The following is a 13,340-nucleotide window of genomic DNA, read 5'->3' on the forward strand; positions in this document are numbered from 1 at the left end:
CTTTTGATGAAGTTTTCACACGAGTGGATAGAAAAAAATCCATGGCTATTAATTGCACTAGTCATCGTCGTCGTCAGTTTTGGCGGACTGGTGGAAATCGTCCCGCTATTCTTCCAAAAATCCACAACGGAAGCCGTGACCGGATTGAAACCCTACTCGCCATTGCGCCTGGCCGGACGGGATATCTATGTTCGAGAAGGCTGCTACAACTGCCACTCGCAGATGATACGCCCTTTCCGTGCCGAGACTGAGCGCTATGGCCACTACTCGGTCGCCGGCGAATTTGTGTATGACCGGCCTTTCCAATGGGGTTCCAAGCGTACTGGACCCGACCTTGCCCGAGTAGGCGGGCGCTATAGCGATGAATGGCACCGTACACATTTGAACAACCCACGCGATGTCGTTCCTGAATCGAATATGCCTGGCTATCCGTGGCTGGCGCGCAATAAGCTGGACCCGGAAGACATTGTGCCCAAGATGCGCGCACTGAAAAGACTGGGAGATCCGTATTCCGAGGATGACATCAAGCATGCGCCTGAGGCACTCGAAGGAAAAACGGAACAGGATGCGCTGATCGCCTATCTGCAGGACATGGGCACTCTGATCAAGACCAGGAGATAAACATGGACATCATCAATTTTTTAAGCGATATGAGAAGCATCATGACAATTACCAGCCTGCTGGTTTTCCTTGGCATCGTCTACTGGTCGTATAGCTCGGGACGTAAAAACGAATTTGATGCGGCAGCCAACCTGCCCTTTGCGGATGAGTCGGTTGATACATTTGTAGATACAGGCGTTCAAACACGCTACAGGGAGTCGCAACATGGCTGACTTTACCAATGGATTCTGGAATGCCTACATCGCGCTATTGACGATCATAGGCATCCTGGGCTGCGCGGTGCTGTTGTGGACGCAATCGACAGCGAAAGTAAAAATCGACAAGGATGGTCATGGACAGACTGAAACCACCGGCCACATGTGGGACGAAGACCTCGGTGAATTGAACAATCCCCTGCCTCGCTGGTGGATGTGGCTCTTCATATTGACTATTATTTTCGGCTGCGCCTACCTTTACCTGTATCCCGGCCTTGGAAGTTATGCCGGCAAACTGGGCTGGCAATCCAGCGGGCAGTACCAAAAAGAACTGAATGTGGCGGATGCAGAGTATGGGCCCTTGTTTGAAAAATACCTGCATCAGGACATTAAATCTGTAGCTGCGGACCCACAGGCGCATGCGATAGGAGAGCGCTTGTTCCTGACCTACTGCGCGCAATGCCACGGTTCCGATGCGCGCGGCAACAAGGGCTTCCCTAATCTGACAGACAAGGATTGGCTATACGGTGGCAGCCCGGACATCATCAAAACTACCATCATGTCCGGGCGCAATGGACAGATGCCCTCGATGGCCGCAGCATTAGGAACCGACGATGACGTGAGAAATGTTGCGCACTACGTACTCAGTCTTTCTGATTCTTCGCACGATCCGATCAAGGCGGTATTCGGCAAGGCCAAGTTTGGCGCTTGCGCCGGTTGCCATGGCGCCGGCGGCATTGGAAACCAGGCTATAGGCGCGCCAACGCTGAATGACAAGATCTGGTTATATGGTGGTGGAGTGGAGACAGTCATGGAAACCATACGCAAAGGCCGCACCAACACCATGCCGCCGTTCAAGGATTTCCTGGGTGAAGCCAAGGTGCAGGTGCTTGCCGCCTATGTATGGAGCCTGTCGAATGACGAAACCAAGGTAGCGCAAAAATGAAGCCCCTGTCTTTTGCCAACCATTTGAATGTTTTCCACCATGCCTGACACTGATACGCAATATGCAAGCATCAAGATGTATGCCTCGCGCGAGGAGATTTATCCGCGCGAGGTCAAGGGCTTGTTTGCAAACTGGCGCTGGATCTGCGTTTGGTTGACACAGTTGGTCTTCTACGGATTGCCATGGCTGTCATGGAATGGCCGCCAGGCTGTATTGTTTGATCTCGCTGCCAGGAAATTCTATTTGTTCGGCATCGTGCTATGGCCGCAGGATTTTATTTATCTGGCGGTGCTGCTGATTATCTGTGCCTATTCACTCTTTCTGTTCACGACAGTCGCCGGCCGTCTCTGGTGCGGCTTCGCGTGCCCGCAGACGGTGTACAGCGAGATATTCATGTGGGTAGAAAGGAAAATCGAGGGTAGCCGCAGCGCACGCATCCGGCTGGACAGGCAAGCCTGGAGCACGGAAAAAGCGATGAAAAAGGCTGCCAAGCACGCGGTCTGGCTGGGTATTGCCTTGTGGACCGGTATCAGTTTTGTCGGCTATTTCACCCCCATACACAGCTTGATGCAGGAAATACTGCTGCTGACACTCGGTCCCTGGGAATGGTTCTGGGTATTGTTCTACGCACTTGCAACCTATGGCAATGCCGGATGGTTGCGGGAACAGGTGTGCAAATACATGTGTCCTTATGCGCGCTTCCAAAGCGTGATGTTCGACCAGGATACCTTGATGGTGACCTATGATGGGTTGCGGGGAGAACCCCGCGGCGCGAAGAAAGCCGCGAGCACGGGAGCAAACGGGTCCGGCGCATGCATAGACTGTTCGATGTGCGTACAGGTATGCCCTACCGGCATCGACATTCGCAACGGCCTGCAGTACGAATGCATAGGATGTGCAGCCTGCATAGATGCCTGCGATACGGTGATGGATAAGATACAGGCTCCGCGCGGCCTGATCAGGTATTCAACCGCAAATGCAATCAAACACCATTTCTCACCCCAACAACTGATGCGCTCGGTTTACCGTCCGAGGGTACTCATCTATAGCGGCCTGCTGGTGCTGATTGTCAGCATTTTCTTTGGCAGTCTGCTGACCCGTACTCCGCTGAAACTGGACGTGATACGCGACCGGGGCTCCATGGGTAGAGAGTTGGATGGAGGAGTAATAGAAAACGTATACCGCCTGCAGGTGATGAATACCGACGAACTTGCCCACACCTATCAGCTCAAGGTTTCCGGCATCGACTCCATCACGCTGGAAACGCCAGAGCAAATAACGCTGGCCGGTGCAACGGCCAAGGCGATACCGGTTCGCGTGCATGTAGGCCATGGCGAAGGGAAACCCGGCAGCAATCATATCTGGTTCGAGTTGCAGGCAATGGACAAGCCTGATCTGCAAGTCAAAGAAAAAGCTGTATTTTTTGTTCCACGCCCCTAGGAGAATAATATGCGTGCTGTCGCGTCCGCCATACATCAGGATCGGGCCAGGCCTTGGTTCAAACACCCATGGCTCTGGTTTTTACTGGCACCGCCTATCATCTCCGTAGTGGCCGGCTCTTATATGGCTTCTGTCGCCTATCGTTCACAAGATGCGATGGTCGTTGACGATTACTATAAGGAAGGCAAAGCCATCAATCAGGATCTGCGGCGCGACAAGGCTGCCGTCGCATTACATCTGAATGCGCTGATGAACTACGACGCCGCGCGCGGCATAGTGAACGGCCGGATGAATCCGATAAAGGCAATTCACGGCGGCAACCTGACAGTGAAATTTATTCACCCTACCCAGCCGTCCAAAGATCTGGCCATAGCAACGCATGTGGATGAGGCTGGGAATTTCTCGCTGGTTTTGCCCATGCTGGACAGGGCCTTGTGGCAAGTCACGCTGGAAGACCAGGAGCATCAGTGGCGTCTGAGCGGCGTATGGAACTGGCCTCAGCAGCAAGGCATGGAACTTGACCCGCTATAAATATAATAAACTGCGAAAAGCAAAACGGAGATTGTAGATGCGACTTCTGATGACGATACTATGGCCTTCATTCCTGGTGGCTATTGCCGCCGAAGGCTTGTTTTTTTCGCTGTTTGATCCTCTTGATTTGGCACCTGGAGGCAAACATATAGAACTGCCGGCAGTCGCAGTATACAGCGCGGGATTTCTCTGCTTCTGGCTATTCTGCGCACTGGCAAGTTCATTGAGCTGCTATCTGCTGGAGGCAAAGGTGGATGCAACCTCCGGTCGGCAATCGCCCTTCTAGCTCATTTTTTATTTTAACCGCAACTTTCCGTGCCCGCCGCGAGAGCCTTCAGTCTAGGCAGTTGCAGTAATTCGATTTCCCTGTGGTCCACTTTCAGCAAATCCAGTTTCTTGAATTTGGACAGCAGGCGGCTGACGCTTTCTATCGTCAGGCCAAGATAGTTACCTATCTCCTCGCGCGACATCCGCAACTGGAAGCGGGTAGAAGAATAGCCGCGTGTCGCATAGCGGGATGACAGGTTCACCAGAAAAGCGGCAAAACGCTGGTCGGCACGCATGCTGCCCAACAGCAGCATCACATTCTGTTCGCGGGTAATTTCGCGGCTCATGATGCGATGGAAATGGCTTAGCAGATTGGGGATTTCACCAAACAATCCCTCCAGACCGGAAAACGGTATTTCGCATACTTCACTGTCTTCCAGCGCTATCGCATCGCAATGGTGGCGTTCGGTGCTGATGGCATCCATACCCAGTAACTCGCCTGCCATCTGGAAGCCGGTGATGTGCTGCTGGCCGCCGGAATTGATCTGGTAAGTCTTGAAGTGGCCGAAGCGGATTGCGTACAGGTTGGTGAAGGGATCATCCATGCGGTATAAGGCACTGTCGCGGGCAACGCGGCGGCGGCGGCCTATGATCTTGTCCAGCTTGTCCATATCCGTCTCTGCCAAGCCCATGGGCAGGCACAGTTGATGCAGGCTGCACGAAGAGCAGTGCGCACGAATCTCACTGAGATTGACGGGAGCAGAGGAATGCAGAGCAATGCTTTGCGGTGTCGTGTTTTCCATAAGGAAGGTGATTTTGTAACGCTAGGTAACCTTGCTAGTTTAACCTATTTTGCACTGCAAAAACGGGATATACGCCTGAAAACCAATAGTGTGCAGCCTCGCCTGCAAACAGGCTCCGCTTCCGGCAGTTTGCCGCTTGCCTTTATAATACCTATAGCAGGAATTGCCGTTCCGCCAAGCGCGATAAAGCGCTGCCATACGATCAGAATGAATGTCAGGAGACAGCATGCATTTCAGCCCCCTTTTTGCCCGGAAATTATTTGCATTTGCACTAGCCCTCTGTAGTCTGCAGGCGGCATCGGCGCAAACGCCATCGGGCACAAATTCCACAACAACAGCGCCTGTCGCGGCCAGTGCCAAGCCCTGCGACAGCGAAGAATACCGCCAGTTTGATTTTTGGCTGGGCCAGTGGGATGTCTATCTGCCTGACGGCAAGACCGCCGGCGCCAGCGTAATCCAGTCGTTTGCCGACGGCTGCGCATTACTGGAAAACTGGTCGGGTACAGGCGGTTTTACCGGAAAAAGTATCAATATCTATGACATCACCGATAAACAGTGGCACCAGAGCTGGGTGGATAATAGCGGCAGCCGACTGAACCTGGAAGGCAAGTTCGCCGATGGCAAAATGGTGCTGTGGACCGATGCGCCCAATCCGAACAAGGCAGGCGCCCTGCTTCGACAGCAAATTACCTGGACAAAGAATACGGACGGCTCAGTGCGCCAGTTGTGGCAAACTTCGGAAGATGCCGGCAAAACCTGGGTTACCGCCTTCGATGGAAAATACGTCAGAAGGAAATGATGCTATGAGCGAGTCCCTGCGCCATCTCAACATCAGCATTATGCGCACTGCACAGGCTGTGTATGACTATGCCAGCATGCCGCAGAATTTTTCCCACTGGGCATCCGGCCTGGGCAATGGATTGAAACAGCATGGTGATGCTTGGACCGCAAACACCGACAACGGGCAGGTAACAATACGCTTCAGCACCCGCAATACCTATGGCGTACTGGACCACTGGGTCAGCCTGCCGACAGGGCAAAAGGTGTACATACCACTGCGCGTGATCGCCAATGGTGAGCATAGCGAGCTGGTGTTTACGCTGCTGCGCCAGCCGGATATAGATGACGCGAAATTTGCCGCCGATGCCGCTTGGGTCACGCGCGATTTGCAGCGCTTAAAAGATATCCTGGAATCGGCATGAGCCTCAGCCGCCGCGCCAGCGGGCGCATCATCAGTTTGTCATTGGTAGTCACCGTCGCCGCAATATTGCTACTGGCGATCTCCTACAGCTCGGAGTTTGTGCTGCACTGGCTGTTCGGGCTGGATAGCCAGGAACAGGTCGTCTTCCGGGACGCGTGTTCGCTGGTGGCGATTGGAGCTTTGGTGCTGGCGGCAATGGTAAATCAGGCGGCCAGGCAAAGTCGCAAGTAGCGATGTCTCTTGCCATGCCAATTTTTTCTGTGTTGCCAACTGTCCCTAACTGATGAAATTACACTTCGCAAATACAAAGGCAACAGCAGAACTGCCTGTAGGATAAAGCGTAGCAACATCACGTCCTCTCCGACTTAAGAACTGGCTTTTCTAGAAATAAGAGAATCTGGTTGACGCTGTTTTTGACTTTGCTTTTGACTTTCAACCGCTCGAAGCCTCGCCGATTGTGCGGTACATAAAATGGATCAGAAACAGGTGTGTTTGAGCGCAGCGAGTTTCGCCTGTTTCCCATTTTTTGTGCCGCATAATCGGGCACCCCGAAGGGGCGAGGCTTGCGGTCGCCTTTCTTGGCTTACCTTCTTTGGCGAGACAAAGAAGGTAAGTAGCTGTCGGGCTACCCCCGACCAGCACAGCCTCCACAAAGTGCAACTTCGTTAGCGAGCCACAAACTATCTAAAGGCTAGTAGCCCAACGTTACCTCAGCACGCAAGTCAGCATCCAGAAATATTCAGTCCTGTGGATACGAATATCCTTGGCCGCCGGACCGAACTTCTTGCGCAAGGCGCTGTCTGTAGGAAAATTCTTGATGATCTCCACCCTGCTGCCGTCTTCCTGCAGACGCATCTGATAGGTATTGCCTTCCAGGTCGGTACGCGCGATCGGCGTGCTGCTGCCTTCCACGTAATTATTGTCGATTAACACCAGCAGCTTGTCCTTGCCGCCGCTCTTGCTCAGGCCGGAGAGAAAGGCGGTCTGTTCTTCACGCTTGATGTGCGACCACAGGAAGCCGGCAAAACAGGCGCTGAAGTCGGCAGGCGGCAGATTGAAGGCATCTGCAATCGCAAATTCTACCTTGCCTTGCGGGTAGCTCTTGCTCTGCGCAATATCCAGCATGGCCTGGTTGAAGTCTGTCGCCAGCACGGAATTTGCAAGCGGTGCATAACGCTCGGTCCAGTAGCCTGTGCCGCAGGCTATCTCCAGCACCTTATGCCCTTGCAATACATCGCCGATGCGCTGTTCCAGCTGTGTCAGATCAGCCTGGCGTTCCGGCTTTTGATAAATGGTTTCGTAGCTCTTGGCTCTTTGGGCGTAGTATTCGCGCATAAAATTTCCTCTTGTTTCTGTATCTGTTGTATTGCCGGCAGCAAAACTGCTCTTATTTTTCGTTCAGGATGGAGTTCGCCAATTCGACAAATCCTGCACCGTATTCCTGTTGCGTGACATAGGCAGGATGCGCATCGAAACGATCCAGGAACTTGCGCACATTCGCCACACCAACGGTCAAAGGATAGTGGGCAAACATCGACGCATCGTTGGCCGAATCGCCAACAAACACGTATTGCCGGCAAGCTGCGTCGTCACCGATGCCGAATACCTGCTGCAGTACACGCTGGCTCATGCTCTGCTTGGAAAACGGCACCACCGATGCATGTGCATGAATGCTGCTGGTAGTTGCATACAAGCCTTCGGCCCGGATCAGCGCTGCCACGGCTTCCAGTTGCGATAAGGGTATCGGTGCAATGTTCTCACCGATATCAAAGGCCAGATCCCCCACCCGCTGCGCGGCATCTTCCGCAATATGAATAGCGGGAAAATGCCGCTGCATCTTCAGCGCGAACTCTTCCAGCCGGTGGCGGTGTTGCCGGCGCGTTTCTGCATCGGCATAAAACATCGATTGCAAGCGGCCTTGCGCATCCAGCCAGAACGCGCTGGCGCCATTTTCTGCAATCACCGCATCGAAACTGCACAATCTAAGCAAAGGCAAGGTCCAGTAGGTCGGCCGCCCGGTAACGGCAATGACTTTCAGGCCAGCAGCTCTGAGCCTTTCCACCGCATCCAGCGCAGCGATCGTCAAGCGCCCATGCGTAGTGAACGTGTCATCGATGTCGGTCAGCACGCCCTTCACCAGGCGACGCTCTTCCGGCGGCCAGTCCGCCAGTGCCCGCATGCTCATAAATCGTAGGTATCCTTGCCGCCCTGCATGACCTGGTCTATCAGCTTGCGGTTCAGGGTAGGCGTCAGCAATTCTATAAACGTGTAGATATAGCTGCGCAGGTAGGCGCCGTTCTTCACAGCCACCCGCGAGACATTCATGCCGAACAGGTGGCCAACGGGAATCGAGCGCAGGTTCTTGTCGCGTTCGGCATCGTAGGCCATACCGGCAATCACACCGACGCCCATGCCCAGCTCTACATAAGTCTTGATCACGTCGGCATCTATCGCTTCCAGCAAGATATCCGGTTTCAGGTTGCGGATCTCGAATGCATGGTCTATCTTGCTGCGGCCGGCAAATGCGCCGTCGTAGGTAATCAGCGGATAGTGCGCAATTTCTTCCAGCGTGATGCTCTTCAGCTTCAGCAGCGGATGCTCGGGCGGCACCACCACCACATGCTCCCACTGGTAGCAAGGCATGGAGACCAGGCCGTCTATGCCTGCAATAGCCTCGGTCGCGATCGCCAGGTCGGCCTGGTCGCGCATGACCATCTCGGCAATCTGCTTGGGATTGCCCTGCAGCAGCGACAGCCTGACCTTGGGATACCTTTGCATGAAGGCTTGCACTACCTTGGGCAAGGCATAACGTGCCTGGGTATGCGTAGTGGCAATTGTGAAGCTGCCACTGTCCTGCGCTGCATATTCCTTGCCTATGCGCTTCAGACCATCGATTTCTTGCATGATCAGTTCTACCGACTTCAACACCGCCCGCCCGGGCTCGGTCAGGCCGCGTATACGCTTGCCGTGACGCGTAAAGATATCCACGCCCAGCTCTTCTTCCAGCTCGATAATCGCTTTGGATACCCCTGGTTGCGAGGTAAACAAGGCCTTGGCAGCTTCGGTCAGGTTAAAATTTTGCCGCACTGCTTCGCGGACAAAGCGTAGTTGATGTAGATTCATTGTTGGCCTTGAACCCCGTTTATTGCTGCCTGAGCAACAAAATAAATCGGGAAATTGCGGAATACCGTCGTTTTAGGCTGGCCTGCCGCGCATCCACTGCACAGAGCTCTTATGCCTGATAATTTGGTTTTTTATCTTTTTATATACCATTAACAGTATATAGTTTATTCGCCTGCCGGAGCTCATTCAAGAGCAGCTTTTTCTCTGAATAAATATCTATAAGACAATATTTTTCATCTTTCTCAATGCTTTTTCCGTCATCGGCATGCAATAAGACAAAATCCCTGGCCCGCATATCCTTATATCAAAAGCGCATATAAGCAAATAAATACTATGTAGTTTGGAATAAAGCACATATTCATTACGATGCATCTACTTTGCGCGAGGGGATATGACTTTAACCTATATAGTTTCGGGATTTGCAGTAGGAGCTTTAGTGGGGCTGACCGGTGTTGGCGGCGGCTCGCTGATGACGCCCCTGCTGACCCTGCTATTCGGCGTTTCCCCTACGGTTGCCGTCGGCACCGATCTCGCCTTCGCCTCCATTACCAAGGCGGCAGGCACGTTTACTCACCGCCTGCGCGGCACCGTGGATTGGCAGGTAGTGCGCCTGCTTTGCTTCGGCGCTGTCCCTGCTGCCATCGTCGCCACGCTGGGCTTGAAGCATTTTGGTGCGCTGGATAAGGAAATAAGCCAGATCATCCGTTACTCCATCGCCGGTTCCGTTTTTCTGACAGTGATTGCATTGCTGTTCAAGGCCAGGATGCTGGCATGGCTAAATGCCCACCCTGAAAAACAATTGCAGGGTAAACAACTGACAGCCGCAACCATCATTGCGGGCGCCTTGCTCGGCACGCTGGTCACGATCTCCTCCATCGGTGCAGGCGCCATCGGCGCTACGCTGCTGGTGATGCTGTATCCGCGCATGCCATCGGCACAGATTGCGGGTACGGACATCGCCTATGCAGTGCCACTGACCGCGATTGCCGCCTTCGGCCACTGGTGGCTAGGCTCCATACACTGGGATCTGCTCGGCAGCTTGTTGCTGGGCTCTCTACCGGGCATTACCCTCGGTTCCATGGCCGCCCGCGCCGTGCCCGAAAAATTCTTGCGTGGACTATTAGCCACTACGCTTACCATCGTTGCAGCCAAACTGGTTCTTTAAGGATTTAAAAGATGTATCGTTACGATCAGCATGATCACCAAATCATCAAGGAACGCATCGCCCAATACCGCGATCAGGTACGTCGCCGCCTGTCCGGCGAATTGAGCGAGGATGAATTCCGCATCTTGCGCCTGCAAAACGGCCTGTACATGCAGCGCCATGCCTACATGCTGCGCATAGCGGTTCCTTACGGCATGCTGTCGTCAACCCAAGTGCGCAAATTTGCCCACATCGCCCGCAAATACGACCGCGGCTATGGCCACTTCACTACCCGCCAGAACATCCAGTTCAACTGGATCAACCTGGAAGAGACTCCGGACATCCTGGAAGAGCTGGCATCGGTGGAAATGCACGCGATCCAGACTTCCGGCAACTGCATGCGCAATATCACGTCCGACGAGTTCGCCGGCGTTGCTGCCGATGAAGTGATCGATCCGCGCCCATACGCCGAGATCCTGCGTCAGTGGACCACCTTCCATCCGGAATTTGCCTACCTGCCGCGCAAATTCAAGATTGCGATCAACGGCTCCAAAGAAGACCGCGCAGCGATTGCCGTGCATGATATCGGCTTGACCGTCGTGCATAACGAGCTGGGCGAAGTCGGCTTCCGCGTGATGGTAGGCGGCGGCATGGGCCGTACCCCTATCCTGGGCAGCGTGATCCGTGAGTTCCTGCCATGGAAAGACGTGATGACCTACCTGGAAGCGATACTGCGTATCTACAACCAGTATGGCCGCCGCGACAATATCTACAAAGCCCGCATCAAGATACTGGTGAAGGCGATCGGTGCGGAAGAGTTCGCCCGTCAGGTAGAGGAAGAGTGGCAAGACATCAAGGATGGCCCTGCTACGCTGACACAGGAAGAATTGAAGCGCGTATCTTCCTACTTCAGCACACCTGCCTATGAAAACCTGCCAGCCAGCGATGCCGGTTTTGAACTGCATAAGACCGAGAACAAGGCGTTCTCCAACTGGGTCAAGCGCAATGTCAAACCGCACAAGGTTACCGGTTATTCCGCAGTCGTGCTGTCGCTGAAAAAGCCTGGCGTCCCGCCGGGCGATGCCAGCGCCGAGCAGATGGATTTCATCGCCGACCTGGCCGACCGCTATAGCTTTGGTGAAGTACGTGTCACGCATGAGCAAAACCTGGTGCTGTCCGACGTCAAGCAGTCGGAACTAGTCACTTTATGGCAGGAAGCCAAGGCCCATGGCCTGGCAACACCGAATATCGGCCTGCTGACCGACATGATCTGCTGCCCCGGCGGCGATTTCTGCGCACTGGCAAATGCGAAATCCATTCCTATCGCACTGGATATCACAGACCGCTTCAGCAGCCTCGATTACCTGCATGACATCGGCGACATAGAATTGAATATGTCAGGCTGTATCAATGCCTGCGGCCACCATCACGTCGGCAATATCGGCATCCTCGGTGTGGATAAGGATGGCAGCGAGTGGTACCAGGTATCAATAGGCGGCGCGCAAGGCAATGAATCTTCCATAGGCAAGATCATCGGCCCATCGTTCTCCGCCGGCCAGATGCCGGAAGTGATAGACCGCATCATCCAGGTATATATCCGCGACAGGATAGAGGACGAGCGCTTTATTGATACCGCACGCCGCCTGGGAATAGTGCCGTTCAAGGAATATGTGTATGCCAGCCCTATCAAGACCACAGAGCCTCACGGAGAAGACGCCTGCGCTTAATAAGCAAGCGGCAGATAAGTGAAGGCTGGCAGTGGTGATGCCAGCGACAATGACAGATACGGATCAGAACATGCGTGAAATTATTAAAGACAAGAAAATTATCCAGGATGACTGGACAGTCTTGCGGCTGGCAGAAGGCGAAACGCCGGATGCAGTTGAGGTGCCAGCCGGCAAAGTCATCGTCCCGTTAAAGGTATGGCAGTTGCAACGCGACAGCCTCGCCACGCGCGGCGATATCGCTGTGTGGTTTGGCAGCGATGAGCAAGCAAAGGAATTGAAGGAAGACATCCAGCATTTCTCGCTGATCGCTGTGGACTTCCCTAAATTTGCAGACGGCCGCGGCTATTCCGTCGCCTACAACCTGCGCTCCCGTTTCTCTTATACCGGCGAGCTGCGTGCGATAGGCGATGTGCTGCGCGATCAGTTGTTCTACATGCAGCGCGTGGGCTTCAATTCTTTCGCTACACGCGAAGACAAGAATATCCATGACGCGCTGAAAGGTCTGACCGACTTCAGCGAAAAGTACCAGACTTCGTGGGATGAAAAAACACCGCTGTTCCGCCGTGAGCATCGCGAGGGAGCACAGGCATGAGCTCGGTAGCCACACAGCAGGCGCCGGCATCAGCCGGTTTTGAAGCCAATCTGGCCAAAACAAAAGAAATATTGCAGCGCATAGCTGGAGAGTTCGAGCCCGCCGTGTTTGCCTCCAGCCTGGCAGCGGAAGACATGGTACTGACCGATCTGATCTTGCGCAGCAAGCTGAATATCGCCATCTTCTCACTTGAAACCGGCCGCCTGCATGCGGAGACGCTGGGCATGCTGGACCGCATCAAGGAAAACTACGGCATTGAAGTCGCGCTATACAAACCAGAAGCTGCCGCAGTGGAAGAGTACGTGCAAAAGAATGGCTTAAACGCCTTCTACGACAGTGTGGAAATGCGCAAGGAATGCTGCCGCATCCGCAAGGTAGAGCCTCTAAACCGCGCACTGGATGGAAAAAAAGCCTGGGTCACCGGCCAGCGCCGTGCGCAATCCGCAACCCGCGCAGAATTGCATGTGCAAGAGGATGATGCGGCGCACGGCATGCAGAAATTCAATCCGCTGGCGGATTGGTCAGAGGAAGATGTATGGCACTACCTGCGCAGCAACAACGTGCCCTACAACCCGCTGCATGACAAAGGCTATCCGTCTATAGGCTGCGAACCTTGCACCAGGGCGATATTACCGGGTGAAGACGTGCGCGCCGGCCGCTGGTGGTGGGAAAACCCGGAATCCAAGGAATGTGGCCTGCATGTGGTAGACGGCAAACTGATCCGAATTAAACAAGTATCCTGAAGCAACGG

Annotated in this window: 17 protein-coding genes; 13 read left to right on the plus strand and 4 right to left on the minus strand. The window is 54.0% G+C overall.

Annotation, left to right across the window (positions count from 1 at the left end; translation table 11 throughout):
- Positions 1-6: 6 nt before the first annotated feature.
- From ccoO to IEW12_RS08210, 6 genes are read left to right on the plus strand one after another with little or no spacing between them, the layout of a single operon-like run.
- Positions 7-621: a cytochrome-c oxidase, cbb3-type subunit II gene (gene ccoO / locus IEW12_RS08185; protein ID WP_188565419.1), complete on the plus strand. Its 615-nt coding sequence runs from the start codon at positions 7-9 to the stop codon at positions 619-621.
- A gap of 2 nt (positions 622-623) precedes the next feature.
- Positions 624-833, plus strand: a complete 210-nt coding sequence (locus IEW12_RS08190) for a cbb3-type cytochrome oxidase subunit 3 (RefSeq protein WP_188565420.1) — start codon at positions 624-626, stop codon at positions 831-833.
- Positions 826-1,761 (plus strand): cytochrome-c oxidase, cbb3-type subunit III, encoded by a 936-nt coding sequence (ccoP, locus tag IEW12_RS08195; protein ID WP_188565421.1) that lies wholly within the window; start codon positions 826-828, stop codon positions 1,759-1,761. The genes IEW12_RS08190 and ccoP overlap by 8 nt, the downstream gene beginning before the upstream one ends.
- A gap of 39 nt (positions 1,762-1,800) precedes the next feature.
- On the plus strand, positions 1,801-3,201 hold the full coding sequence (gene ccoG / locus IEW12_RS08200; RefSeq protein ID WP_188565422.1) for a cytochrome c oxidase accessory protein CcoG: 1,401 nt from the start codon (positions 1,801-1,803) through the stop codon (positions 3,199-3,201).
- 9 nt (positions 3,202-3,210) lie between these two features.
- Positions 3,211-3,732, plus strand: a complete 522-nt coding sequence (locus tag IEW12_RS08205) for a FixH family protein (RefSeq protein ID WP_188565423.1) — start codon at positions 3,211-3,213, stop codon at positions 3,730-3,732.
- A gap of 37 nt (positions 3,733-3,769) precedes the next feature.
- Positions 3,770-4,018, plus strand: a complete 249-nt coding sequence (locus IEW12_RS08210; protein WP_229750986.1) for a hypothetical protein — start codon at positions 3,770-3,772, stop codon at positions 4,016-4,018.
- A 13-nt stretch (positions 4,019-4,031) separates the two neighbouring features.
- Here the strand turns inward: IEW12_RS08210 and fnr are convergent, their stop codons facing one another.
- Positions 4,032-4,802, minus strand: a complete 771-nt coding sequence (gene fnr / locus IEW12_RS08215; RefSeq protein WP_188565424.1) for a fumarate/nitrate reduction transcriptional regulator Fnr — start codon at positions 4,800-4,802, stop codon at positions 4,032-4,034.
- 226 nt (positions 4,803-5,028) lie between these two features.
- Between fnr and IEW12_RS08220 the strand changes: the two genes are divergently transcribed.
- Genes IEW12_RS08220 through IEW12_RS08230 form a run of 3 tightly spaced genes read left to right on the plus strand, consistent with a single transcriptional unit; the run spans position 5,029 to position 6,234 of the window.
- Complete coding sequence (locus IEW12_RS08220) at positions 5,029-5,601, plus strand: hypothetical protein (RefSeq protein ID WP_188565425.1); 573 nt, start codon at positions 5,029-5,031, stop codon at positions 5,599-5,601.
- Positions 5,602-5,605: 4 nt separating this feature from the next.
- On the plus strand, positions 5,606-6,004 hold the full coding sequence (locus IEW12_RS08225) for an SRPBCC family protein (protein ID WP_188565426.1): 399 nt from the start codon (positions 5,606-5,608) through the stop codon (positions 6,002-6,004).
- Positions 6,001-6,234 carry a hypothetical protein gene (locus IEW12_RS08230; RefSeq protein ID WP_188565427.1) on the plus strand — a complete coding sequence of 78 codons (234 nt, stop codon included), beginning with the start codon at positions 6,001-6,003 and terminating at the stop codon, positions 6,232-6,234. Before IEW12_RS08225 ends, IEW12_RS08230 begins: the two co-directional genes overlap by 4 nt.
- A 474-nt stretch (positions 6,235-6,708) precedes the next feature.
- On the opposite strand, the gene IEW12_RS08235 is transcribed toward IEW12_RS08230, so the two are convergent.
- The 3 genes from IEW12_RS08235 to IEW12_RS08245 are packed head-to-tail and all read right to left on the minus strand — an operon-like array spanning position 6,709 to position 9,126.
- Complete coding sequence (locus IEW12_RS08235) at positions 6,709-7,338, minus strand: class I SAM-dependent methyltransferase (RefSeq protein WP_188565428.1); 630 nt, start codon at positions 7,336-7,338, stop codon at positions 6,709-6,711.
- Positions 7,339-7,390: 52 nt separating this feature from the next.
- Complete coding sequence (locus tag IEW12_RS08240; RefSeq protein ID WP_188565429.1) at positions 7,391-8,188, minus strand: HAD family hydrolase; 798 nt, start codon at positions 8,186-8,188, stop codon at positions 7,391-7,393.
- Positions 8,185-9,126, minus strand: a complete 942-nt coding sequence (locus IEW12_RS08245) for a CysB family HTH-type transcriptional regulator (protein ID WP_188565430.1) — start codon at positions 9,124-9,126, stop codon at positions 8,185-8,187. Before IEW12_RS08245 ends, IEW12_RS08240 begins: the two co-directional genes overlap by 4 nt.
- Positions 9,127-9,517: 391 nt before the next feature.
- Between IEW12_RS08245 and IEW12_RS08250 the strand changes: the two genes are divergently transcribed.
- The 4 genes from IEW12_RS08250 to IEW12_RS08265 all read left to right on the plus strand — a co-directional run bounded on the left by IEW12_RS08250 (position 9,518) and on the right by IEW12_RS08265 (position 13,332).
- Positions 9,518-10,291 (plus strand): sulfite exporter TauE/SafE family protein, encoded by a 774-nt coding sequence (locus IEW12_RS08250; protein WP_188565431.1) that lies wholly within the window; start codon positions 9,518-9,520, stop codon positions 10,289-10,291.
- Between the two features lie 11 nt (positions 10,292-10,302).
- Entirely contained in the window at positions 10,303-11,997 is a 1,695-nt protein-coding gene (locus tag IEW12_RS08255; protein ID WP_188565432.1) for a nitrite/sulfite reductase, read from the plus strand.
- Between the two features lie 70 nt (positions 11,998-12,067).
- Positions 12,068-12,589 (plus strand): DUF934 domain-containing protein, encoded by a 522-nt coding sequence (locus IEW12_RS08260; RefSeq protein WP_188565433.1) that lies wholly within the window; start codon positions 12,068-12,070, stop codon positions 12,587-12,589.
- The gene (locus IEW12_RS08265) at positions 12,586-13,332 is read left to right on the plus strand and encodes a phosphoadenylyl-sulfate reductase (RefSeq protein ID WP_188565434.1); all 747 of its coding nucleotides are present in this window, start codon (positions 12,586-12,588) and stop codon (positions 13,330-13,332) included. The genes IEW12_RS08260 and IEW12_RS08265 overlap by 4 nt, the downstream gene beginning before the upstream one ends.
- Positions 13,333-13,340 lie beyond the last annotated feature (8 nt).

The sequence above is a fragment of the Parundibacterium terreum genome (genome assembly GCF_014636315.1).
In the GTDB taxonomy this organism is placed as follows: Bacteria; Pseudomonadota; Gammaproteobacteria; order Burkholderiales; family Burkholderiaceae_D; genus Undibacterium; species Undibacterium terreum.

What these genes read in the sequence shown, in the direction of transcription:
- IEW12_RS08235 (WP_188565428.1), bottom strand. Translation starts at nt 7,338, where the DNA reads ATGCGCGAATACTACGCCCAAAGAGCCAAGAGCTACGAAACCATTTAT.
- IEW12_RS08230 (WP_188565427.1), top strand. Translation starts at nt 6,001, where the DNA reads ATGAGCCTCAGCCGCCGCGCCAGCGGGCGCATCATCAGTTTGTCATTG.
- IEW12_RS08245 (WP_188565430.1), bottom strand. Translation starts at nt 9,126, where the DNA reads ATGAATCTACATCAACTACGCTTTGTCCGCGAAGCAGTGCGGCAAAAT.
- IEW12_RS08225 (WP_188565426.1), top strand. Translation starts at nt 5,606, where the DNA reads ATGAGCGAGTCCCTGCGCCATCTCAACATCAGCATTATGCGCACTGCA.
- IEW12_RS08220 (WP_188565425.1), top strand. Translation starts at nt 5,029, where the DNA reads ATGCATTTCAGCCCCCTTTTTGCCCGGAAATTATTTGCATTTGCACTA.
- IEW12_RS08190 (WP_188565420.1), top strand. Translation starts at nt 624, where the DNA reads ATGGACATCATCAATTTTTTAAGCGATATGAGAAGCATCATGACAATT.
- fnr (WP_188565424.1), bottom strand. Translation starts at nt 4,802, where the DNA reads ATGGAAAACACGACACCGCAAAGCATTGCTCTGCATTCCTCTGCTCCC.
- ccoO (WP_188565419.1), top strand. Translation starts at nt 7, where the DNA reads ATGAAGTTTTCACACGAGTGGATAGAAAAAAATCCATGGCTATTAATT.
- IEW12_RS08260 (WP_188565433.1), top strand. Translation starts at nt 12,068, where the DNA reads ATGCGTGAAATTATTAAAGACAAGAAAATTATCCAGGATGACTGGACA.
- ccoG (WP_188565422.1), top strand. Translation starts at nt 1,801, where the DNA reads ATGCCTGACACTGATACGCAATATGCAAGCATCAAGATGTATGCCTCG.
- IEW12_RS08240 (WP_188565429.1), bottom strand. Translation starts at nt 8,188, where the DNA reads ATGAGCATGCGGGCACTGGCGGACTGGCCGCCGGAAGAGCGTCGCCTG.
- IEW12_RS08210 (WP_229750986.1), top strand. Translation starts at nt 3,770, where the DNA reads ATGCGACTTCTGATGACGATACTATGGCCTTCATTCCTGGTGGCTATT.
- ccoP (WP_188565421.1), top strand. Translation starts at nt 826, where the DNA reads ATGGCTGACTTTACCAATGGATTCTGGAATGCCTACATCGCGCTATTG.
- IEW12_RS08255 (WP_188565432.1), top strand. Translation starts at nt 10,303, where the DNA reads ATGTATCGTTACGATCAGCATGATCACCAAATCATCAAGGAACGCATC.
- IEW12_RS08250 (WP_188565431.1), top strand. Translation starts at nt 9,518, where the DNA reads ATGACTTTAACCTATATAGTTTCGGGATTTGCAGTAGGAGCTTTAGTG.
- IEW12_RS08265 (WP_188565434.1), top strand. Translation starts at nt 12,586, where the DNA reads ATGAGCTCGGTAGCCACACAGCAGGCGCCGGCATCAGCCGGTTTTGAA.
- IEW12_RS08205 (WP_188565423.1), top strand. Translation starts at nt 3,211, where the DNA reads ATGCGTGCTGTCGCGTCCGCCATACATCAGGATCGGGCCAGGCCTTGG.